The organism is Leptolyngbya sp. BC1307 (assembly GCF_002286735.1).
Taxonomy (GTDB): domain Bacteria; phylum Cyanobacteriota; class Cyanobacteriia; order Phormidesmidales; family Phormidesmidaceae; genus Phormidesmis.
In genome coordinates this window covers 56,021-78,739 of record NZ_NRTA01000008.1, presented here as the reverse complement: position 1 = coordinate 78,739, position 22,719 = coordinate 56,021, and the positions used below count along the sequence as shown (strand labels likewise).

Genomic DNA, 22,719 nt, shown 5'->3' with positions numbered 1-22,719 from the left:
TAATTTCTACGCTCTCTGGAAGCGCTCAAAGCCGAGTAGCTAAGGCCAGCAACTGATCGCGCTGATTGTGCGGGGCTTTCCTGAGCTTGCGGATTGTCAGATACTGCTTGCCTGCCCGCTGTTTGAGTTCGGTTTCAGCGAAGTCAAATAACTCCTGACGCACCGCCAGGTCTGGCCCAGTCAATGCCATCACGGCGATACTCCAAAGGAGTGGCCCTGCCATCGCGATTCGGTGCTTTAGTTTAATGCAATGCGTCGTTTCGCCTTGCGCCATAACCTTTCAGCAAAAATAGGGGGTACGCCCTTTGCTTTCTGGGAATAATACCGAAGAGTCAGTAGCGATAGGCAATAGTGCGTTCCCTATTTTTAAGATAAATGAAAACAAATGAAAAACCATTCCATTCGCGCATTCAGCTGCCCCTGAGGCTGGTCCTAGTCGTTCCTTTCGTCGCTCAGACTTTTGCTGTTGTCAGTTTAGTAGGTTATCTATCATTTCGTAACGGTGAGAGATCTATTAATACCCTGGCGAAAGAAATTATCAACAAAACGAATGATTCGGTCGCCAATCATCTTGACAGTTATCTTTCTGTTCCTCAAGATATTAACCGAATTAATGCCAGTGCTGTGAAGCTGGGTCTGCTGGATGTTAACAACCCAGAACAAGCAGCTCAATACTTTTGGGGGCAGCTGCAAACTCACAGCCTGACTTACGTAGGCTATGGCCTGACGACTGGCGCAGGGGCGGGGGCCGCTAAATATGACGGTAAAACCATTACTTTAGAAGAATGGACTGGCCAGCTACCTAATAATGTTTCCAACTATGCAGCCGACGATCAGGGAAACCGCGCTGGCCTAAACGAGAAGTTTGACTTTGACAACTTTAACGAGACTTGGTACAACGAGCCAGTTAAGGCCGGGCGTCCTATCTGGTCTCGTATCTATGTGTGGTCTTTCCCGGGTGGTTATCCTTATATCACGGCATCGGCAGGCCGCCCTATCTACGACTCTAATCAGCAGCTGCTGGGCATGATCGCCGCTGACGTTCATCTGCTTAAGCTCAGCAACTTTCTGAAGGATCTAAAGATTAGCCCGTCCGGTCAGATTTTCATCATGGAACGGAACGGTATGCTGATTGCCAACTCTGGCAGCGACAAACCTTTTAAGCTATCAGGTGACGACATTCAAAGAGTCAATGTTGCCGATAGCGCCGATCCTCTGACGCAGGCAATCATTCAAGCATTGCCACAGAAACTAGGTCGCTTTGAAATTGTCTCGCAGCAGGATTTGAATCTTCGGTTTCAGGGCGATCGCTACTATATTCACGCACAGCCCTGGCGGGATGAGTACGGGCTAGATTGGGTCGTTGTGACGGTAGTTCCCGAATCGGACTTCATGAGCACCATCGATGCTAACAGTCGGACAACTTTCTTCTTGTGTCTAGGCGCGCTAGGGGTAGCAACTCTTCTGGGCATCTTTACGTCTCAGCAAATCACCCGACCTATTTTTAAACTAAGTCAGGCCAGTCAGAAGCTAGCGGAGTCGGCCCGCGCCCGGTTTTCTGAGGGAACTCAGCACGACAGGGCAATGCCGATAGCAGTCAATGTAGATAGAGCTGGCATTCAAGAGCTAGACGCGTTGGCTGACTCCTTTATGCTGATGGCTCAGCAGCTCCAAGAGACCTTCATTGAATTAGAAACACTCAACGAAGATCTAGAAGGTCGAGTCGATCTGCGCACGCAAGAGCTACAAAACACGCTGCAAGAGCTGCATCGCACTCAGGCTAAAATGCTGCAGAGTGAGAAGATGTCAGCATTGGGGCAGATGGTCGCAGGGGTTGCGCATGAAGTCAACAATCCCATCAACTTTATCTACGGCAACTTGCAGTATGCCGATAGCAATATCCAGGATTTGCTCAATCTAGTTGATCTTTATCAGCGAAAACAAGCTCAGCCTGATAGTGAAATTGATGACTGGATCGAGTCGATTGATCTCACATTTATCGTCGAAGATCTGCCCAAGCTCATGAAATCTATGCATGTTGGAGCTGAACGAATTCGTGAAATTGTTAAGTCTCTGCGAACCTTTTCTCGCTTAGATGAATCAGACTTCAAGACAGCCGATATCCACGAGGGTATCGATAGTACGCTGATGATTTTACAGCATCGCATTAAAAGAAAACCCGATTGGCCTGGGGTAGAGATTATCAAAGACTACGATGATTTACCGCTGATAGAATGTTACCCCGGGCAGCTAAACCAGGTGATTATGAATATTTTGTCGAATGCTCTTGATGCTTTAGAGGCAAAGACTACGCTTTCAGCCGCTGAAGCTGACCTGGATAAACCTGGCATATTCACGGAGCTGCCCTTAGATCGTCCCGCTATTCGCATTCAAACTCGTAGGCTGAATAGCGAGTGGGTGACACTGACAATCGCAGATAATGGCCCTGGAATCCCAGCAGATGTGCAAACTCGTTTGTTTGACCCTTTCTTCACGACTAAACCAGTGGGGAAAGGAACCGGGCTGGGGTTAGCCATCTGCTACGAGATTATTATCCAAAAACATAGAGGATATCTAACTTGCCAGTCTCAGCTAGGGGAGGGGACAACGTTTGTCATTGAGATTCCAGCTCAGCAGACTCAACCGGCGATGTCTGATAAGTTTGCTTCGTCAAAACTGATTGGGCCACAGCTAACCCTCTAGCAGGCCAGGGTAGCATCTCCCCTTTTCGCAATCAGGCGGGCAGATTGCTTTAGCTCGGTGCTGAGATCAAACGTCGATAAATAGGTATAAATCAAATCTGCGTCAATAACGGGGCAATCAATACGGCTGCCCCTTAAGCCATTGATTGCATTCTGGCAATTAAAATCCGATGTGTTTTCGTAGAGTTCGAGAATAGTGAGTTCTTGCCTGTAGATTTTTTCACTTAGAAAAGGTAACAGCGGGTAGAGGAAGTTGCTTTGAGAGGCTTTACTCTGGTGAATAAGCTCGTCTTTCCAGTCGGCGTAAGACCGCTTGATCAGAGAATATCCGTAGTCGGTGATCCATTGAAAAAGATCGTTCCAGGCTGGATCGTGAGCAGCTGACCAGGGGGTCAGATGAAAGGTCTGACCGAGGCAGGCTGATTGCTGCGAGAGGTAGACGATAGCGCGACTGGCATAGTCGACAGTGACTATCTGGTTCTTGAAGTTGGCCAGATCGGGATAGCTGCCTATCTGAATACATCCCATCACGGCTCGAGAAAGAAAATCTTGAGTGTTAGTAGCTCCGGTATGGCTGTGTCCCATGATGAAGCCAGGTCTGAAGATGGTGACAGGGATGCCCTGAGCGCGGGCCGCGAGGATTAGTTTTTCGGCAGCCCATTTGGTTTGGGCATAGCCATCATCCCAGCAAAGAAAGTCGCGACTGAGGTCGACATTGTCATTTTCGTAAACTGTTTGCAGTCCGGTGAAGTAAGCAGTGGCACCAAAAACGCCTACGGTCGAAATGTAATTAACGGGCTTCAATCGGCCTTGGCTGGCGAGCCTCAATATCTCGTAGGTACCCTGAACATTGGTGGCAGCTAACGCCGAATAGGGTTTCACAAAGTTGACCATTGCCCCCACGTGATAGATCGTATCTATTTTGTCGGCTAAACGGGCAAATTGAACCGGAGAGAGGCCAAACCGGGGCTTATCGAGGTAACCGGGCACTAGAACAAGGCGTCGGTCTAGTGCTGTAGCCGAGAGTGAATACTTAGCAAAGGTCGCTCGCAATCGGGTCAGCCCTTCACTACGATTGTCACAGCGAATCAGGCAGTAGATATCGGCCTGGGTCTGCTGTAGCAATTCATACAGTAGAAAGGCACCTAGAAAGCCGGTGGCCCCAGTCAAAAAGATGGCGTTGGGGGTAGCGAGGGGGGCAATCCCCCGCTGGTGTATTAGCACTTGAGGTGGCGCAGGAATTGCTTGAGTCTTGAGATCGGTAAGGCCGATCTGCAGGGTTCCCTCGTTTTGTTGAATGGCCTCGATAGTTTCTGCCAGGTCTTGGAGGGTGAGCGCTTCATAAACACAGCGAATAGGAAGATCTATTGATAGAGTTTCTCGTAGGAGACTGACCAGGTGCGCTGCCAAAAGAGAGTTGCCGCCCAGTTCAAAAAAGTTATCTTGACCACCTACAGAGGGTATAGCTAAAACATGAGTCCAAAGGTCAGCGATTTGCCTGGCTAGTGGCGTTTCCAGCGGCGTTTTGGGCGAGTCGGGCAGGGGGGAGGTGCTACCAGGCTCAGGCAAGGCACGCCGATCAACCTTGCCGTTGGGGGTGAGGGGGAGGTGGTCAAGTAGCAAAAATAAGGCGGGCACCATATAGTTGGGCAACCGGACGCTGAGATGCGATTTTAACGTCGAAACCCATTCGCCTGTCACCTTCGCAGAGTTGTTCTCTGGCAGCACATATGCCACCAACCGCTGATTTCCCAGCGCATCTCTTTTGGCAAGCACAATGCCTTCACGAACGGTTGGATGCTGATTGAGAACGGATTCAATCTCAAACAGCTCGACTCGGAAACCTCTGATCTTGACCTGATGGTCGGCGCGACCTATATATTCCAACAAGCCATCACCTCGGTCTCGCACGCGATCGCCTGTCCTATACATCCGAGAGACAGGAGCAGACGGGCTGTCACAGTCTGTCTCAGCCTGCTTTCGGTTCCCTAATGGACTGGCTATGAAGCTTTCAGCGGTAAGTTCGGGGCGGTTGAGATACCCGCGCGCTACACCAGCGCCGCCAATGTAGAGATTCCCAACTGTACCAGGGACAACAGGCTGCAGAAAATCGTCGAGGATGTAGAGCTGCGTCTGAGAAATTGCTTTGCCAATAGGCAGTTCTGCCGAGGCGTCTACTGCCTGGGCTCCCGTCAGGTCACACATGGTCGCAACAATCGTTGTTTCGGTAGGGCCATAGGTATTGACCAGGCGCACCTGTTCGCCGACCTGCCGCCGCCATAGTGCCAATCTTGTAGGCAGCGCCTTTTCGCCGCCAATGATGACTAATCGGAGGCTAGCAGGCGGGGCTAAGCTCAGGCGGGCTAGTTCAGTAGAGAGGAAATGCCAGAAGGCTGTGGGCAGATTCCAAACGGTGATGCCCCAGGTCTGTGAGTATTCTAAAAAGGATTGAACTGAGCCAATCATCTCGGCTGTGCGTAAGACCAACGTGGCTCCCCGTACCAGACAGGGATAGATCTCTTCTGCTGAGGTGTCAAAATTAACAGAGGCAAATTGCAGTACCCGATCAGCTGGCTGAATCGCATAGGCGATCGCTGCTGTTGATACATAAGCCGCCAGAGATCGATGTTCGATCATCACTCCTTTAGGCTTGCCGGTAGATCCTGAGGTGTAAATAACGTAGGCCAAATGATGAGGCGCGACGGCACTGTTTAAGTTTTCTGTAGGTTCTTGTGCAATCTTATTGCCTTGAGTGTCTGTACAGATAATCTGGACGTTTGTTGCCCAACCGACAAGATCGTGCCGAGCAGTCAAAATCAACTCGACTTGAGAATCTTCTTGCATCATCACTAGACGCTCAGCTGGATAGTCTGGATCGAAGGGAACATAGGCACCCCCAGCTTTGAGAATTGCCAGCAGGGAAACGATCAGATCGGGAGAACGTCTGATGCACAGACCGACCAACACTTCTGGCCCTACCCCTTGTTTTTGCAGATAGTGAGCGAGCTGATTGGCTTTAGCATTGAGCTGTTGGTAGGTAAACTGGCGACCTTGGTCGATGAGGGCGATCGCTTCTGGCGTCCGGGCAACCTGAGCTTCAAACTGACAATGAACCAGTCGTCCGGAAGAAATATTTTTCATGAAAATGATCTACGTTGATCTTAATAAGAGTTCACTCTGTAGTGTTATTTTCCCAAGGAGAACAACACATAGAAATACACTCAAGAAAACAATAGGAAAATCCGAAAGGAATCCCGGCCAAGTCTATTTACTTGGACCTCAGTAAAATTAGCTAGATGTAAAGTATTGCAAGCACTACACGGCAATAATATCACTGAACCCACGTAGATTAGCATCGGTGAATCTACGTAGCCGTTTCTAATAATCAGGTAACCGTGCCCATCGTTTTGTCTAGCTGCTTGCTCAGGTGTAGTTCACTTCAAGGACAGCGACGCTCAATAAGGTTGTTGAGTACGATCGCGGAAAAAATTCCCGCTCTCTGCCATGCCAGCGGCTGTTGCTAGCCAAACTGCTGTGTCTGCGCCTTCTTCTGGCGATCGCGGGGCCGACGGACCGCCCATATCTGTTTTTACCCATCCCGGGCACATTGCATAGACGGCAATACCTTTCGGGCGCAGACTATTGGCTAACAGTATAGTTGCGCCATTGAGCGCCAGTTTAGAAAGGGAGTAGCTCGGAACATTTTCAGAAATGCCTTCGAGCTGGCCATTGCCGCTAGAGATGTTGATGACTTTGGGGCTGTCTGCTTTTTCTAAGAAAGGGAGAAAAGCTTGAGTCATTTCGAGCGAGCTAAAGGCGTTGGTGTTCATAGCCTGAGCTAACACTGTTCTAGAGACCGTAAGAATATCAACACCCTCATCTGGATAAATGCCAGCATTGTTAACTAACACGTCTAGGGAACCTGTGATCTGAGCAATGCTGCTAGCAGCGGCCTCTATGCTGTCATCATCAGCAACATCTAACACGATTAGCCGTGCTGATTTGCCCTCAGCAGATAGCGATTCTACGGCCAGCCTACCCTGCTCGGCATCTCTAGCCGCTAAAAAAACATCAAATCCAGCGTTCAATAGCCCCTGACAAATCGCATACCCAATGCCTTTATTACCACCTGTTACCAAGGCCGTCTTGTGTATCGGTTGAGAGACCATTCGTGTTTACCCAGCTTAGATTTACGTCTTAACTTATCTCTGTTCTACGCCTACTATCTCACCCATCTGCGATATCTCAATTGAGTTATCCTCCGGGCCCCTCACCAAAGCCGCTCTAATCCCCCAACCCAAAAAGTTCCGGGGCGATCTAACAATCTCTATGTCTTATTGCCTTCAAATACTGACAGGCCTCCTCAACGTGATCTACTCTGAAAGCTCAGCGCAATGCTATCGTTCTTATGTTCAAAAAAGAGCGGGGTCTCTCTACCAAAATGTTCAATAATTTCCTTGCGGCTGATTAGCGACAGCCCAACCCTGCCATCCATCAGGGCTGTATAAAAATCAATTTCGGAGGTAAAGGTCACGTCTAACCCTTAAATGTGCAATAAAATTCATAGCAAGCTGTATAGTCTTCAAAGAACAGTCTGGTGTAAGAGAACTGAAATTTCATAGCAATACACTTTTTGAACGGGAATACGCGGTAGCTGCGCCCAATTGCTTGACTGAAGCCTCTATAAGATATCTACACTGAAACACGTTCCTGATTGAGCAGCAAAAAGCCAGCTGATATTAGATAGCAAAAGCGACTCTGATTACAGTATCAGAGTCGCTAAGACTTGGCAGCTAGCAGAAGGGGAATCTACAGATGCCCCGTGGCTACGGTAACTAGCTAGTAGCGCTACCGACAGCTCCTTTAAGTGCGGCAACCCCCTGCTCAACGCTAGCCCACAGGCCCATATCAGGCTCTTTGCCAGCTAGCTCTCGGGTGCCAACAAAGTATAAAACACCTTTGAGCACTTCTTGATGAGCACGGTTCTCGAAATTGACTTTGTTCAAGGGCTCCATGGCATCTTGCAGCTCTTTGTCTAAAGACTGAGCGGCTTTGTGCAAAACTAAGCCGGTCATGGACTGCTGATGCTTAAGCAGCTCAAATTGAAAGAACTTGTCATATGGGGTTAGCTCGGAGCCGTTCATCATTTTGCTGACGGCTTCAGCATGCTTTTGTGTGATGTCACGCGGTTCGGCGCGAGTGCCAAATTTAGTAATTGCTTCCTCAATTACGGGAAGGTTGTCACGATCGCTCTTCACAATCCCTTCTAACCGCTTCTTAATCGTGCTGTCAGTCGTCTCTGCCATCAGTTTTTGACCAGCCTCGATCAAAACATTTTGAAACAGTTTTAGGTCAGCTAGCTTAGTTGCCAGTGTTGTCATATCAGCCATATTGTTATCTCCAAACCACAGTTCTTTTTAAGTCTCTGCGGTCAATTAAATCACCCCTATCATGATTCCGTGATTTTCAAAAAGTCTCTTCCTCCTTCAGGGTGATTCAGCCGACATCTATTGTGATAGGCCGATTGATAACGTCTATGGCCGAAAAGTCTCTCTTTAGAATGACAACAGAGAGAAGAAGAGGTTTTCAATGCTATAGCGATGGATCTTGTGGTTTTGCCAACGAATAGCTCGATGAGTCAGCGCCAGGTTCGACACCAGATAGGTCAGCGACCTGATCGGGCTGAGTCACGGCGCTCAACCGACTGAAGGCTTCTTTCTGCACTCGTCTGCCCGCTTTAAGCCCCATTTTTAGCAAAATGCCAGGGCCAGGAACAAGTTTGACACCTAGCTGCTGTACTAGCGAGAGGCTATCTCCCTGCCCCCAATGCTCCACAATTTTGCTATGGCTCACCCGGTCAATGTGCATCACCGCAAAGCGAACAGCTTTACCAGTCGGGGGTAAGCCCTGAAATGGCCCCAAATGAGTGCCGGCAAAAAAGCCGCTGGTTACCACAGTGTCTTTATGAGCAATCACCTGAGTAAAACTGTGACGCCCATCGGGAAAAGCGTTGTATAGTTCTGTGCCGACATTGATAAAGTCTGCCTGACTGAGAGGGGCCTCTATCCCGGCCATATGGGCCACCATTTCTGTAGAGAGCAACGACAGACCTTCTTGCTGGCGACGATTATCAAACGCCTTGTAAAACTGCAGGACGAGGGCTCTATTTTGAGTGGCGAGCAGGTCATAAAACATGGGCAACTTTCTCAGAAGCAGGCGGCTAAGTCGAGCAGAGGCAACTAGCTCTATTATGAGGGGCCTTTTGTAGAAAACTATACTGCAAACGGCGGTGAGGCCCGATGATTTCGGGGCAGACAGCTAAAGAATTAAGCGCGATTTAAGTCGGCACTCATTTAGGGGTGGGGCGATCGCGCCACAATAACGCTATCTACACAGGCCCTACCTACGCAGACAGGCGCAAAGCTCATGATAGAAACCAATATAAAATCAGCCAGCACCCCCATCGCTCAGCGCGTATCGCGGGTACTATTGCTGACCCGGCTCAGCGTATTCGTCGCCATGATGATCTGGGTGATAGACAAATTCGTACAGCCAGATCATACGGCTGCTGTGTTTAAAGCCTTTTATGGGGTGAGCGGCGTCACTACCGGCCTGGTCTACATACTAGGAACTTTACAGCTAATCATCATGGTGGGCTTTTTGCTGGGCTACCAGAAAAGAATTACCTATGGACTGGTACTGCTGATGCACACCGCCTCTACGCTGGTATCGTTCCCTAAATATCTAGCTCCTTTTGAGAGCGGTAACATTTTGTTCTACGCCGCTTGGCCAATGCTCGCCGCCTGCTTTGCGCTTTACTATTTGAGAGACCTTGATACACGCGCTGTCCTATAGTGCCTATCTGCTAGTACCTATCTGCCTGTGCAAGCCCTGAGGCCATTGTGTGAAGAAAGTAGAAAAGTAGAGGTGGTCTCATAAGATGCAGCCTGGTCAGAGGCTTTTTTATTGCAGGAGGCAGATAGAAAAGCTGCTCAGGAAAATGTGCCATCTAGTTTCCCTGTAGAGTATAAAATCCTAATTTTTTTTTTGCAGATAGCAGCGTGGCTAACGTTCTTGCAAACTACGAGGATCTAGCGCATCGCGGAGGCCGTCGCCAAGCAGGTTGAAAGACAAAACGGTGATCACAATCAGCGCTGCCGGGGGCCATACCAGCCAGGGGTTGAGCACTAAAATAGAGGCATTGGTACCGGCTGAGAGCATGTTGCCCCAAGACGGGTCCGGCTCCTGAATGCCTAACCCAATCAGACTGAGAACGGCTTCTGCAACGATGTAGCTTGGAATCGATAGGGTAGCAGCGATAATGACGTAGGTGGCCGTTTGCGGCAAGATGTGGCGAGTGATGATGTGAAGACTGCGCCCACCCATAGACCGCGAAGCCTGCACAAACGTCCGCTCTTTAATGGAAAGCACCTCGCCACGAATCACCCGGGCTAGCCCCGCCCAGCCCACAAACGAAATAATCAAAATAATTAGCAAAAATCGCTCAGAGCTATTCAGCTCAGGCGGCAAAATCACCCCCAGCGCCACTAGCAAATAAAGCGAAGGAATGGTCATAATTACTTCGACCAGGCGCATCAACACCGAATCGATCCAACCGCCGAAATAGCCAGAAATTCCCCCGACTAAAAGCCCCAAAGGAAAAGAAATCGCAATTCCTATCAGTCCGATGCTCAGGCTGATGCGTCCGCCGTATATCAGGCGACTGAGCACATCGCGGGCCGCGTTGTCGGTACCTAGCAGGTTTATATAGGCCGGAGAAATAGAGACCGCTTCAGGTGCGTCTTCGCCCTCGGTTGCCTCACCAATCGTAGGGTCAGCGGCGATCGCATTTGGGCTAGCCGGACCCACCGTGCCAAACAGATGCAGATCGCTTGGAATGCCTGGAAAGATGTCTTGCTCTCTCATGGTAATTTCACCATCGAAAGACAAGCTAGTGATGATGGGTATGCTCAGCTCAAACAGACGGTATTCGCTGCCGCGCACAAATAAACGAATGGGGGCCGGGCGGCTGTAGTCTACCTCTATTTCCTGACGGCCCGTGTCTAAGTCTATGGGGCCTTGAATCGTTGGATAAACGTGGGGGCCTATAAACTCCCGCTCAGCGCCGCGCCAACGATCAGCGCCACGCCAATAGATTTGGGTAGGGGGTAGCAGAGAGCCGTTAGGCTGCTGAGCAAGGGGATCGTAAGGGGCAACAAAGTCAGCAAAAATGACCGCAATGTAAAAAATAATCAGCACGGTCGCCCCAAAGCGAGCCATGGAGTTGTTTTTGAGCTTTTGCCACCAGGATCGGGTTTCCATATTTGCTGCGCTATGACTGAACGCTATTTTGAAACTTCAGAGTAGCAGTAATTTAGCGCTCTGACGGGTTAAGGCCGCGATTGTCAAGTGGCGCTTTAAAGATGGACTAGCGCAATTACCCACAAATACAAGGGGGGATGTGTCTGTTTTGCGGGTGGCCGATAGCGTCTCCTAGGCAGTGAGCAATCCGTAACAATTCCGTAATAATTTGGTTAGAATGAACTTTTGTTAACTGCCCTCATCTGATGTCTCGGCGATGTCTCGGCGTTTTTTTCTGACAGATCTAGCCTGCTCGGTTTAGTTGGGTTGACGCGGAGGCCCGGTCTGATACTTCAGTCTCGATCTATTCGTCTGCACCTATTGGCTGACCTTACCTGTGACCTACCCAAACCTCAATAACAGCGAAGATAACTTGCTGAATTCGAGTCTGCCGCCTGTTCCTATTTCTACAGAGCGATCTTCTACAGAGCGACCCACCCGTCAGCCCCAGCCTCAGAAAAAGGGAATAGGTTGGCTGAGCGGCCCGCAGGGGCTGCTAATTGGGCTAGGGATTGGCTTGGGATTGGCGCTATTGGGCAACCGCTTGATGTCGCAATCTTCGCCGCCGGCAGCCCCGGCTGAGAGTGAGCAGGTCGCTAGCGCCAGTGTGACGGTAGCGCGCTCTGAAACTGCGCCAATTCGCCAAACTATCACCACTAATGGCACGGTAGAAGCCTTTGACTTGCTTTCAGTGTCACCTCGGGCCAGCGGTTTGCAGATTCAGTCGGTGCGGGTGCGGGAAGGCGATCGCGTCAGCGCCGGTCAAGTCCTCGCCATCCTCGACAGCTCAGTATTAGAAGCGCAGCTAGAACAGGCCAGATCTCAAGTCACCGCCGCCCGCGCCCAGGTCGCCCAGGCTGAAGCTGAAAGAGCCCAGTCTGCCGCTTCTCTGGCCGAAGCGAGAGAAAGCCTCGACCGCTACGCCAGCCTGTACAGCCGGGGGGCGATCAGCCAGGAGGAGTTGACCAGTCGCCGTACCCAGGTTGCGACCGCAGAACAGACGGTAGGCGCAGGTGCCGCCGCGATTCAAAGCGCTCAGGCCACCGTTCGCAGCCGTCAGGCCGAAGTCGATCAGCTCCAGACTCAGCTCGCGCAGACTGAAGTACTCGCTCCGGAGAGCGGCATCATCGCCGAGAAAACTGCTACGGTCGGTGATATTGCCTCAGCTGGCACGCCCCTGTTCAAAATTATCAGCGGCGACCAGCTAGAGCTAGCCGTCAAGATCCCTCAGACTCAGATCGCTCAGGTCAACCTGGGCGCGCCAGTGCAAATCACCTCCGATTCTGACCCTTCCTTACGACTGGAGGGCAGCGTTCGCAGCATCGACCCAACGGTTGACCCGCAGACCCGGCAGGCCACGGCGAAAATTGGGTTGCCGGGGAGCGATCGCCTCCGTCCCGGCATGTTTCTGCAAGCGGCGATTGTCACAGGCTCGCGTCAGGGCGTTGTGGTTCCGGCTGAAGCCTTGCTACCCCAGCCCGACGGCGGCTTTGTGGTGTATACCGTGAGCGCAGAAGGCAAAGCCGTGGCCCGGACGGTGGAAGTGGGCGATCGCATTTCAGCTAGTGGCGACACCCCCGCCAAAACCGAAATTACTTCAGGATTGCAGCCCAACGTTGCGGTCGTCGTCGAAGGCGCTAGCTACATCCAGGATGGCGACATTGTAGAGGTCGTAAAGTAACCTATGTTCAATATTTCTGCCTGGTCAATTAAGCGCCCGGTGCCCACGATTGTGCTGTTTCTGGTGCTGACGGTCGCCGGGATTGTCGCCTTTGGTCAGCTCGGCATCGACTCCAACCCCAATATTGACGTGCCCGCTGTGATTGTCGAAGTGCAGCAAACCGGCGCTGGCCCCGAAGAGCTAGAAACTCAGGTCACCAAAAAAGTAGAAGACGCCGTCGCGGGCCTGGGCAATATCGACAATCTCACCTCCACGGTGAGCGATGGATTTTCGACCACCGTGATCGAATTTGACCTTGGCGTAGATACCGATCAGGTGACCAACGACGTGCGCGATGCGATTACCCGCATTCGGCAAGACCTCCCCGAAGATGCGCAAGACCCCACCGTGAGACGACTGGAGTTCTCCGGCGGCGCGCCTGTCGTGATCTACACCGTCAGCTCGGATCAGCGCTCAGTCGAAGAGCTCAGCGACCTGGTAGATAGAACCATCAGCCGTCGGCTGCTGTCGGCCAAAGGCGTCTCCCGGGTGGAGCGCACGGGCGGCTTAGACCGGGAAATTCGCGTAGATTTAGACCCCTCGCAGCTAAACGCGCTGGGCATTACCGCTACTCAGGTCAATGACCAAATCCGCCAGTTCAATATCAACCTGCCGGGTGGCCGCAGCGATATTTCTGGCGTAGAGCAGGGCATTCGTACGCTGGGCAGCGCTGAGACGGTTGCGGCTATCCAAAGCTTTCAGGTCGTCCTACCCAGTGGCGGTACGGTGCCTTTAAATAGTTTGGGAACCGTCGCAGATGACTTTGCTGAAGTGCGGCAGTCGGCCTACCTCAACAACGAAGCGGTGGTTGGCTTTCAGGTTTACCGGAGTAAGGGCAGTATCGTCGTTACGGTAGAAGAAGGGGTAAAAGAAGCGATCGCCGATCTTGAAGCCACCCTCCCCGACGACATCAACTTTCAGCTCATTTACACCGAAGCGACCGAAATCCGTGACTCCTATCAGGCGTCTATTGACTCGCTAGTGCTGGGCTGTATTTTGGCCATTGTGGTGGTCGGTGTTTTCCTCCGCGACTGGCGCTCCACGCTGATCACAGCAACCGCGCTGCCGCTGTCTATCATCCCGACTTTTTTGGTGTTGCAAGCGCTCAATTACACCCTCAACAGCATGTCGCTGCTGGCGCTGACGCTGGCCGTCGGCAACCTGGTAGACGACGCCATTGTCGAAATTGAAAACGCCGAGCGCCATATTCAAATGGGCAAATCGCCCTTTCAAGCGTCGCTAGATTCTACCGCTGAAGTTGGGCTAGCCGTGATCACGACCACGGCGACCATTGTGGCCGTCTTTATCCCGGTCGCTTTCATGGGCGGCATTCCCGGTCAGTTCTTCAAGCCCTTTGGGGTCACAGTGGCCGTTGCCACCATGTTCTCTACGCTAGTTGCCCGACTGGTGACGCCAATGATGTCGGCCTACTTACTCAAGCCGAAGTCTGACACCAGCGAAGAGAACACCGTACTAGCCGCAGACGGAACGCGCGTGCCCAGGCGGTTGCTGCCTTATCACCGATTGCTTAACAGCGCATTGAAGCATCGTCTGATGACCATCACCCTGGCCGTTGCCTTCTTTGTCGCCAGTCTGGCTCTGGTTCCTTTTATTCCCACGTCTCTATTCGACGCGGGCAATACGGACTTAAGCCGAGTGTCGGTTGAGCTACCGCCCGGTTCTACCCTGGAGAAAACGGAGCAGCTCACAGACCGGGTGAGCGATCTGCTGTTGGCCGACGACGCTACCGAGCGCGTGTTTATCGTGCAGTCACCGGCGGAGGCAACCGCATTTGTGCAGCTTAAACCCAAAGGTGAGCGAATTGGCAGAGCGGAGTTTGAAGAGAAACTGAGAAATGAATTCAGAACTGTGCCAGGGGCGCGTATTAACTTCCAAAATCAGGGGGGCGCAGGGAGCAGCAAAGCGTTTGAAGTCGTCCTGACCGGAGAAGATCCAGAACGGCTAAACGAAGCTGCCCAAAACCTTACTCAGCAGATGCAGCAGCTACCCGGTCTAGTCGAAGTTAGTTCTACGGCAGCGCTGGTCAAGCCCGAAATTTTGATCCAGCCAAATGCGGCTAGAGCAGCTGATCTAGGCGTGTCGGTCAGCAGTATTGCCCGCACGGCATCTTTAGCGACGATGGGAGATACCGAATCGAATCTGGCTGACTTTGATGCGGGCGATCGCCAAATTCCCATCCGCGTTCGTCTCAATCCCGACTCTACCAACGACCTCAGCACCCTGCAAAACCTTCAGGTACCCGCCCAAAATGGCGATCTGGTACCGCTAATCGCCGTCGCCGACATTGAGTTTGGCAGTGGCCCCGCGCAGATTGATCGGTTTGACCGCTCCCGTCAGGTCACCGTCGGTGCGAACTTACAGGGCATTACCCTGGGCGAAGCGATTGCAGCCGTAGACGAACTACCCGCCTTCAAAGATCTGCCCGCTGGCGTGAGACAGCAGCCCACAGGAGACGCCGAAATTCAAAAAGAGATTTTCAGCCGCTTTGGCCTGGCGCTAGGTACAGCGGTAATGATTATCTACGCCGTGCTGGTGCTGCTGTACAACGATTTTCTCTATCCGTTTGCAGTGATGGTGGCGCTGCCTTTATGTCTGGGCGGTGCCCTGATGGGTCTGCTAATTGCCCAAAAGCCACTGGGCCTGTTTGCCCTGATCGGCATGGTGCTGCTGATCGGCCTGGTCACCAAAAACTCTATTTTGCTGGTGGACTACGCGCTGCTTGCGGTGCAGGAAGGCAAGTCTCGTCGTCAGGCCGTGATTGAAGCGGGGATGACCCGTCTGCGGCCTATTCTCATGACCTCGATTTCGACGATGGCCGGAATGGTGCCGATCGCGCTGGCAATTGGCGCAGGTGGCGACACCCGAAGCCCGATGGCGATCGCCGTCATCGGCGGTTTCTCCACGTCCACGCTGCTCACGCTGGTCGTCGTCCCTGTCTTTTTCACCTACATCAGCGGAGCCCGTAGCCGTAGCGCCCGGGTGCTCAGCCGTGCCACCGGCATCGGCAAAAAATCAATGCCCAAAGTCCCAATCACTGACTAAGGGAGACCCTTACAGTACCGTCCCTGTATTGTCTTGAATCGATATTTCAGCGCCCTCAGATAGAGTATGACAAAGGCGATCGCCGATACCATGCCGGGTCGTGCTCTATTGGGACTTTGTGCTGCTACGCCCCGATGTTATCGCTCAAGGCTAGCCCCTAGCCGAGCGGTAGAAAGTACCATAACGCCAACTAAAACCAGAACTGCGCCCACCATGCTAAGCCCCGGCAGTGTTTCACCCAGCAAAAAGAAGGCCAGTAGGGCGGCGAAAATCGGGACAAGCAAATTGAGCCCAGTCGTCAACACGGGCGGCAAATGCTTGGCCGCATAGCTGTAGCAAAAGGTCGGCACGACCGTTGAGACAATCCCCAGGCTAAGCGCAATCGTGAGCGCATGAGGCTGCGCTAGTTTGCTTAAGAGGGCGGGCGAGCTGACCAGGGCAATGGGGGCGATCGCTACTGAGCCAATCGCAAAAGTCGTACAGGAGACTGCAATCGGACTCAGCGAAACTTTACTAGCGGCGCAGTGCTTAAAGAGGGCCGCATAGCCGAGTGAAACACAGGCGGCGAGCGCAGCAAAACACAGACCGGTTAAATACGTCTTGCGATCGCCCGCAGCCCCTTGCAGTTTGGGCAAGACAAACAGCAGCAACCCGGCAAACGCAGTCAGCGCCCCGACGATTTCTGAACGCACCAGCGCTTTTCTGGTTAACAGCTTAAAAGCCAGACCCAAAATCGGCGACAGCCCGACCATTAGCGTCACATCGCTTACTGGCGCTAGCTGAAATGCCCGCACTGCAAACAGGTAGTAAAACACCATCAGACTAGAGAGCAAAATACCAACTGGCCTGCGCACTAAGGCTAAAGACGCCGACAGCAGCCCCGGCTGGACCAAAAAGATCGGTAGCGTAACAGCAAAGGCTATCAAAATCCGAACGGCTAAAACCTCAACGGTTGAAAAGCCAGGCAGCAGCTTAATAAAGCTCCCCGTCAGGCCCCAGGTGAATGCCGCTAAACAGCCCCAGGCCAGAGCAGACGCGCGGGGCGTAGTCACCATTGCCAAACTGTGCCAGAACGTTTGCACCCCTATCTTAGGGTAGAGTTAGCAGCGGTATTCGTCCCTGTAGGGTGTCAGAGTATAGATAATGGATATTAAAACAAGTTAGTGGAAGATAACATCTCGCTCTCAGCCGCATCGGACAAGATTGTCAGCATGGTTCAGGGGGCGATCGCCCTTATCCCCAACCTAGTCATTGGCCTGGTTGTCTTCATTGTTTTTTGGCTGATTGGCAAGATTCTCCGCAGCTTTGTCCGCCAGCGCACGCAAAACCGCGACACGAGAAATATTGGGCTAGTTTTCGGGCGATTGTCTCAAGGCGGACTGATCATTCTCGGCTTTCTAGTCGCGGCTACTATTATCTTTCCTTCTTTCAATCCGGCTGACGCGCTAGCGACCTTGGGTATCGGCGGTGTCGCTATCGGTTTTGCCTTCAAAGACATTCTACAAAACTTTCTGGCGGGCATTCTGATTTTGATCACCGAGCCCTTTCGACTCGACGATCAAATTGTCTTCAAAGATTTTGAAGGCACGGTCGAACATATCGAAACGCGCGCCACTACCATTCGCACCTACGACGGTCGGCGAGTGGTCATCCCCAACGCGGAGCTATTTACCAACGCCGTCATGGTCAATACTGCCTATGATCACCGCCGCTTGCAGTATGACATCGGCATTGGCTACGGCGATGATATTGCCCGCGCTAAAGACATTATTTTAGAAACGCTCAACAGTCGCCCGGAAGTGCTTGAAGATCCCAAGCCTGAAGCGCTGGTTGTGGAGCTGGCCGACAGTACTATTAATATTCGCGCCCGCTGGTGGATAGAGCCGCCGCGCCGCGCCGATGCGGTGGCCTCAATGGACTGGGTGCTAGAGAATATCTGTAACCAGCTGGTCGCTGCTGGTATTGATTTACCCTTTCCCACTCAGCAAATTCTCTTTCACGACCAAACCGAAGAAACCGATGGCGATAGATCCCGGCAGCGAGAAGGCTGGCCGGTTTCACCTAAGAGTGACCCACCCCGCGCCCTCAACCTGTCTCGCTCGGTATTAACGATGGTGCAGAATCAGCGCAGCCAGCGTCAAACTGACCCCGCAAAACAAAGCAACCACCAATAGAAGCATAATAGTAGGAGCATAATAGAAGATGTTTTTCCAAACTTTAAACCAGCGTTTAGAGCGGACTAAGTTAGCCAAGTCAGCGCCTGATCATCGTTAATGGCCAATCGAATTACAAAGTTTAAGGACTGGCTACTTGAGAGGCGTGCTTTCAGGGTGAAGCGGTTTGCCAAAGATCCGCAGTATAAACCGCAGCCTGAAGAAGCGCTCTCTCAGATGCCTGACGAGCTGGCCGAGGCGCTCACAGCAGCAGTTGAAGCACTGCCTACTCCTCCTCGCGAACAAGCGGCTGTTTTAGATGCTTTGGATGAAGCGATTTCTCAATGGCAAGACCGGCCCCGCACGTCAGCCAATTCTATGGTGATTTTGAGCACGTCGGTAACTTCGGTCTCTCGCATCCTGGTTGACACTCTAGGCAACCGAGATGTTCATGACGAGCTGCTGCCAGTCAATCTCTTAGGCTGGGTAGAGCGCCCGCCCGAGGCTAAGTCAATTGAGCAGCAGCTTCGAGAAGAGTTAGGCTGGTCTGATGCTGAAGCTTCAGAAAGCGATTCAGCGAGCGATCGCGTCAGTCAAACCTCAGACAGACTGGAGCAGAGAGACGGCAAAAACTTAGCGGTCATTCCCAATCTAGGCTGGTGCTTTTTACGCAGTGCTGAAGGTTTGAACGGGGTAGACTATCTGCGCGATACGCTGCTAGAAGACCGCTCGCAGTTTTGGGTGATTGGTAGCGGTATGGTGAGCTGGGAATACCTCAAATCAACGCTCAAGTTTCACGCTTACTGCGGCGAGACGGTAATCCTTCCTAAGCTGACAGGCCAAGAGCTGCAAAACTGGCTTAGACCTATTGTCGATCAGTTCGATATCCACTTCAGTGACGCGGCGCTGCACAAGCGTCTTAAGCATCCAGACAGCCTGCTAGAAATAGATGTTTCGGCAGATAAACCCATTGAAGCAATTTCTGAAATTAGTCAGGAAGTGAGCGCCACGCTGCAATCCTCAGTGCGCGCGATTAAAGACGAGTTTACGCCGGAAGATGTCCATGAAGAGGCAGACGAAAGCCCAGAGCGCGATTACTTTGAGCGGTTAGCCGATATCTCCGACGGCGTGAGCGTAGTAGCTGTACAGCTATTTATCAAGTCTTTGCGCTGCAAAGAGGGGGCAGAGCTAGAGCAGCAAGCAGACGAGTCTGTAGAAGCCGAGGCTATAGAGACCGAAAAGCAGGCCGGCAAAGAAACGCCAGAAAAGGATAAGCCGCAAGGCGATCGCCAAATGGTCGCTGGCATTCCTAAGCTGCCCCCTCTGCCTGAACTCGACCAAAGCGATATGTATTTGCTTTACTCCCTAATGCTCCATGGCGACCTGACCATTCGGGCGATGGCGGAGAGCTTGGGTGATGCCCCTCAGATTGTCAACAATCAGGTGCAGGTACTGCGTAAAACCGGCGTGATTGAGCAAAAGGGAAAAGTCATTAAGGCTAATCCGGTTCACTATCCCAAGCTCCGTCGCGAGCTGGCTAAGAACAATTTCATCATTGAGATGCCTTAGGGCCTAGTAAGGAGAGTAGTCGTCAATGGTGAATTCTATCGTGAATAGTCAATATCTAGGTCTGCTGCTGCTTGCTCAATCAACCGGAGAAAAAGCCGGTGATGCTGCCAAGGGTGCCGCCCAGAGTGCAGGAGAAGCCGCTAGCGAAACGGCCAATCAAACCAGAGAGATTCTCACTAAGATTACTGGGCCAAAAATTTTGCAGGCGGCGATTGTCATCGTTGTAGCCTATGTCATCATCAAAACAGTAGACTGGCTGGTCGTGACTATCTCAGAGCGGGTAGCCAGGCACAACCGCTTGCAAATCAAGCAGTTTAAGCCTTTTGTGCGCACCTTTGTGATGATGGTCACCATCATTACGCTGATGAACATGTTTTTAAATCTCTCGCGAGACAATGTGCTAGCTGTTACCGGTACCGTAGCAGTCGCGCTGGGTTTTGCCTTTAAAGACTATGCTAGCTCGGTGATTGCGGGCATTGTAGGGCTGTTTGAAGCGCCTTATCGGGTGGGCGATCGCATTGCCATAGACGACGAATATGGCGAAGTTGTCAACTACGGTCTCCGGGGCATTCGCCTGCGCACCCCTAGCGACAACATTGTCACCGTCCCGCACAATTATATTTGGACTAACTCTGTCTCTAACGCTAACGTGGGCAAGTTAGAAGCGCAGGTCGTTACCGAATTTTACCTGGCGCACGAAGCCAACCCCGAGCAGGTTGAAAACATTCTGTATCGCATTGCTTATACCAGCAAATACACCCATCTGAAGCTGCCAATTAAAGTGGTGATGTCAGACCATAGCTGGGGCAGTCTGTTTAAGCTGCGCTCATACCCGCTAGATGCTCGCGACGAATTTGACTACGCGACTGACCTCACCGTTCGCGCCAAAAAGGAATTTACCAAACACAACCTGCCCTACCCCAAACGGTTTGACCTGACAGAACCTGACAGTCCATAAAACCGCTCTAAAGAGATAGGGTTGTCGCTGAGAAACCAGCCTTCAGAGCGTTATGGTGAAGCGACAAACGGCTCGAAAGGTAGAAGTTGCGATCGCACTCTTTGATCCACACAGGAAATATTGCGGAATGGCATAAAATAAGGCGAGAAAGTTATACCGGCAGGGATTTTTGTGAGCTATCAGCCCATTGAGAACTATGGCCTTATTGGCAACATGCGCACGACTGCGCTAGTTGGGCTGAATGCCTCTATTGACTGGTTTTGTCATCCTCGTCACGACTCACCCAGCATATTTGCGGCCATTCTAGACGGCCAAAAAGGCGGCCACTTCAAAATTGAGTCAACGGTGTCACAAGACAACCACAAGCAATTTTATTATCCCGAAACCAACATCTTGATCACCCGCTTTCTCTGTGACTGCGGGGTGGGCGAAGTGGTTGACTTTATGCCTCTGGGCAACTCGACCGTACATAACTGGATTGTTCGTCAGGTGCGCACCGTTCGCAAAGAAATCTCTTTTCGCGCTGAGTGCTACCCCGCCTTTGACTATGGCCGCGCCGCTCATAAAACCATAACAACAGACACAGGCGTTAGATTTTTTTGCGATGAAGATCCTTGCAAAGGCGATAATGACCCAGTTGAAAATCCTGCTGAGGCGCAGTGCCAATGCTTTGAACTCGTTACCGAGGTGCCGCTGACCATTAACGACAAAGGCGCTTTTGCCGAGTTCACTCTCAAGGAAGGAGAAACAGCAACTTTTATCTTTAAGCCAGCCACCAATCAGAGTGATGACTGTGAAATAGCTGATTACGAGGAGATAGAAGAGAAGTCAGATCGACCCATCAACACCCAAAAGGCCAGACAGCAAGATGGTCAAATTCAGCCTGCGCTCTCACTTTCTCAGACGCAGCTCGAAAATCTCAACCAAACGGCTGAACAGTTTTTCAATGAGACCACTCATTACTGGCGGAAATGGCTTTCACAGTGTGTCTACACTGGCCGCTGGCGCAGACAGGTGGAGCGCTCGGCCCTAGCTCTCAAGCTGATGACCTACGAACCAACCGGTGCCATCATTGCCGCCCCAACAACTAGCCTGCCAGAGCATGTAGGCGGCAAGCGTAACTGGGACTACCGCTACACCTGGATTCGAGACGCGGCCTTTACCGTCTATGCCCTGATGCGCATTGGCTTTACAACCGAAGCAAGAGACTTTATGGGCTGGTTAGAAGCCCGCTGCCAGGAGCTAGGTGAAGGCGGCAGTTTAGAAGTCATGTACCGCATCGACGGTAAGTTAGATCTAGAAGAAGACTTTCTCGATCACTTAGAGGGCTACAAGGGATCTCAGCCTGTGCGCATCGGTAACAGTGCTTTTGAGCAGCTCCAGCTCGATATCTGCGGCGAGCTGATGGATTCAGCCTATCTTTACAACAAATATGGTGAATTTATCTCCTATGATTTTTGGGTTCATCTGCGCTATTTGACCAACTGGGTGTGCGACAACTGGCAGCGTAAAGATCAAGGCGTTTGGGAGTCACGCGGCGGTAAGAAAGATCATGTGTATTCCCGGCTGATGTGCTGGGTCGCCGTTGACCGAGGATTACGCCTTGCCGAGAGCCGATCTTTTCCGGCAGAGCGATCGCGCTGGGAAAAAGTCAGAGATGAAATCTACGAAGAAATCTTAGAAAAAGGCTGGGACGAAGACCGTCAGGCGTTTGTCCAAGCCTATGGCGAAAAAGACCTCGATGCGGGCTGCTTGATTATGCCACTGGTTTTCTTCATGGCCCCGAGCGATCCTAAAATGCTGAAAACCATCCGCGCTGTCAAAAAACCACCGCAGGAGGGTGGGCTCACTGCCAATAGCCTGGTGTATCGCTATAACTCTCTCGACAGTGGCGAATCTAGCGATGGTTTGACCGGAGAAGAAGGCACCTTTAACCTCTGTACTTTCTGGCTGGTTGAAGCTCTGACCCGCGCAGGCGGAGCCGATCCTGAGCAGCTCGACGAAGCCCGCCGGATCTTTGAAGAAATGCTCACCTACGCTAACCATCTCGGTCTCTATGCCGAAGAAACCGGCATCAGCGGCGAAGCATTAGGCAATTTTCCGCAAGCCTTTACTCATATTGCGCTAATCAGTGCGGCCTGGAACCTCAGTGAAGCTCTCGAAAAATAGCTGGCGGCGGGACTAAGAGCGCTG

15 protein-coding genes are annotated in these 22,719 nt (G+C 51.9%); 8 read left to right on the top strand and 7 right to left on the bottom strand.

What is annotated here, in order from left to right:
* Positions 1-25: 25 nt before the first annotated feature.
* Entirely contained in the window at positions 26-223 is a 198-nt protein-coding gene (locus tag CKL79_RS07050; protein WP_141242167.1) for a hypothetical protein, read from the bottom strand.
* Positions 224-375: 152 nt separating this feature from the next.
* Between CKL79_RS07050 and CKL79_RS07045 the strand changes: the two genes are divergently transcribed.
* Positions 376-2,703, top strand: a complete 2,328-nt coding sequence (locus CKL79_RS07045; protein WP_121968877.1) for an ATP-binding protein — start codon at positions 376-378, stop codon at positions 2,701-2,703.
* On the opposite strand, the gene CKL79_RS07040 is transcribed toward CKL79_RS07045, so the two are convergent.
* From CKL79_RS07040 to CKL79_RS07025, 4 genes are all read right to left on the bottom strand, one after another.
* Positions 2,700-5,843: an amino acid adenylation domain-containing protein gene (locus CKL79_RS07040; protein WP_121968876.1), complete on the bottom strand. Its 3,144-nt coding sequence runs from the start codon at positions 5,841-5,843 to the stop codon at positions 2,700-2,702. The genes CKL79_RS07045 and CKL79_RS07040 overlap by 4 nt on opposite strands.
* A gap of 314 nt (positions 5,844-6,157) precedes the next feature.
* A complete protein-coding gene (locus CKL79_RS07035) occupies positions 6,158-6,871 on the bottom strand; it encodes an SDR family oxidoreductase (RefSeq protein WP_121968875.1) in 714 nt (237 codons plus the stop codon).
* A gap of 666 nt (positions 6,872-7,537) precedes the next feature.
* On the bottom strand, positions 7,538-8,092 hold the full coding sequence (locus CKL79_RS07030; protein WP_121968874.1) for a hemerythrin HHE cation-binding protein: 555 nt from the start codon (positions 8,090-8,092) through the stop codon (positions 7,538-7,540).
* 202 nt (positions 8,093-8,294) lie between these two features.
* Positions 8,295-8,897, bottom strand: a complete 603-nt coding sequence (locus CKL79_RS07025) for an ester cyclase (RefSeq protein WP_121968873.1) — start codon at positions 8,895-8,897, stop codon at positions 8,295-8,297.
* Positions 8,898-9,128: 231 nt separating this feature from the next.
* On the opposite strand from CKL79_RS07025, the gene CKL79_RS07020 reads away from it, so the two are divergent.
* Complete coding sequence (locus CKL79_RS07020) at positions 9,129-9,557, top strand: hypothetical protein (protein WP_121968872.1); 429 nt, start codon at positions 9,129-9,131, stop codon at positions 9,555-9,557.
* Between the two features lie 210 nt (positions 9,558-9,767).
* Here CKL79_RS07020 and CKL79_RS07015 read toward each other — a convergent pair whose 3' ends face one another.
* Positions 9,768-11,024 carry an ABC transporter permease gene (locus tag CKL79_RS07015; protein WP_121968871.1) on the bottom strand — a complete coding sequence of 419 codons (1,257 nt, stop codon included), beginning with the start codon at positions 11,022-11,024 and terminating at the stop codon, positions 9,768-9,770.
* A gap of 376 nt (positions 11,025-11,400) precedes the next feature.
* On the opposite strand from CKL79_RS07015, the gene CKL79_RS07010 reads away from it, so the two are divergent.
* Positions 11,401-12,744, top strand: a complete 1,344-nt coding sequence (locus CKL79_RS07010; RefSeq protein ID WP_240518728.1) for an efflux RND transporter periplasmic adaptor subunit — start codon at positions 11,401-11,403, stop codon at positions 12,742-12,744.
* A gap of 3 nt (positions 12,745-12,747) precedes the next feature.
* The gene (locus CKL79_RS07005) at positions 12,748-15,846 is read left to right on the top strand and encodes an efflux RND transporter permease subunit (RefSeq protein WP_121968870.1); all 3,099 of its coding nucleotides are present in this window, start codon (positions 12,748-12,750) and stop codon (positions 15,844-15,846) included.
* 137 nt (positions 15,847-15,983) lie between these two features.
* On the opposite strand, the gene CKL79_RS07000 is transcribed toward CKL79_RS07005, so the two are convergent.
* A complete protein-coding gene (locus tag CKL79_RS07000) occupies positions 15,984-16,928 on the bottom strand; it encodes a DMT family transporter (RefSeq protein WP_240518727.1) in 945 nt (314 codons plus the stop codon).
* Positions 16,929-17,057: 129 nt separating this feature from the next.
* Between CKL79_RS07000 and CKL79_RS06995 the strand changes: the two genes are divergently transcribed.
* The 4 genes from CKL79_RS06995 (at position 17,058) to CKL79_RS23785 (ending at position 22,695) form a co-directional block, all read left to right on the top strand.
* On the top strand, positions 17,058-18,020 hold the full coding sequence (locus tag CKL79_RS06995; RefSeq protein WP_121968919.1) for a mechanosensitive ion channel family protein: 963 nt from the start codon (positions 17,058-17,060) through the stop codon (positions 18,018-18,020).
* A gap of 99 nt (positions 18,021-18,119) precedes the next feature.
* Positions 18,120-19,568: a MarR family transcriptional regulator gene (locus CKL79_RS06990; RefSeq protein WP_121968869.1), complete on the top strand. Its 1,449-nt coding sequence runs from the start codon at positions 18,120-18,122 to the stop codon at positions 19,566-19,568.
* A gap of 25 nt (positions 19,569-19,593) precedes the next feature.
* The gene (locus CKL79_RS06985; RefSeq protein WP_121968868.1) at positions 19,594-20,526 is read left to right on the top strand and encodes a mechanosensitive ion channel family protein; all 933 of its coding nucleotides are present in this window, start codon (positions 19,594-19,596) and stop codon (positions 20,524-20,526) included.
* Positions 20,527-20,697: 171 nt separating this feature from the next.
* The gene (locus tag CKL79_RS23785; RefSeq protein ID WP_240518726.1) at positions 20,698-22,695 is read left to right on the top strand and encodes a glycoside hydrolase family 15 protein; all 1,998 of its coding nucleotides are present in this window, start codon (positions 20,698-20,700) and stop codon (positions 22,693-22,695) included.
* Positions 22,696-22,719: the final 24 nt, after the last annotated feature.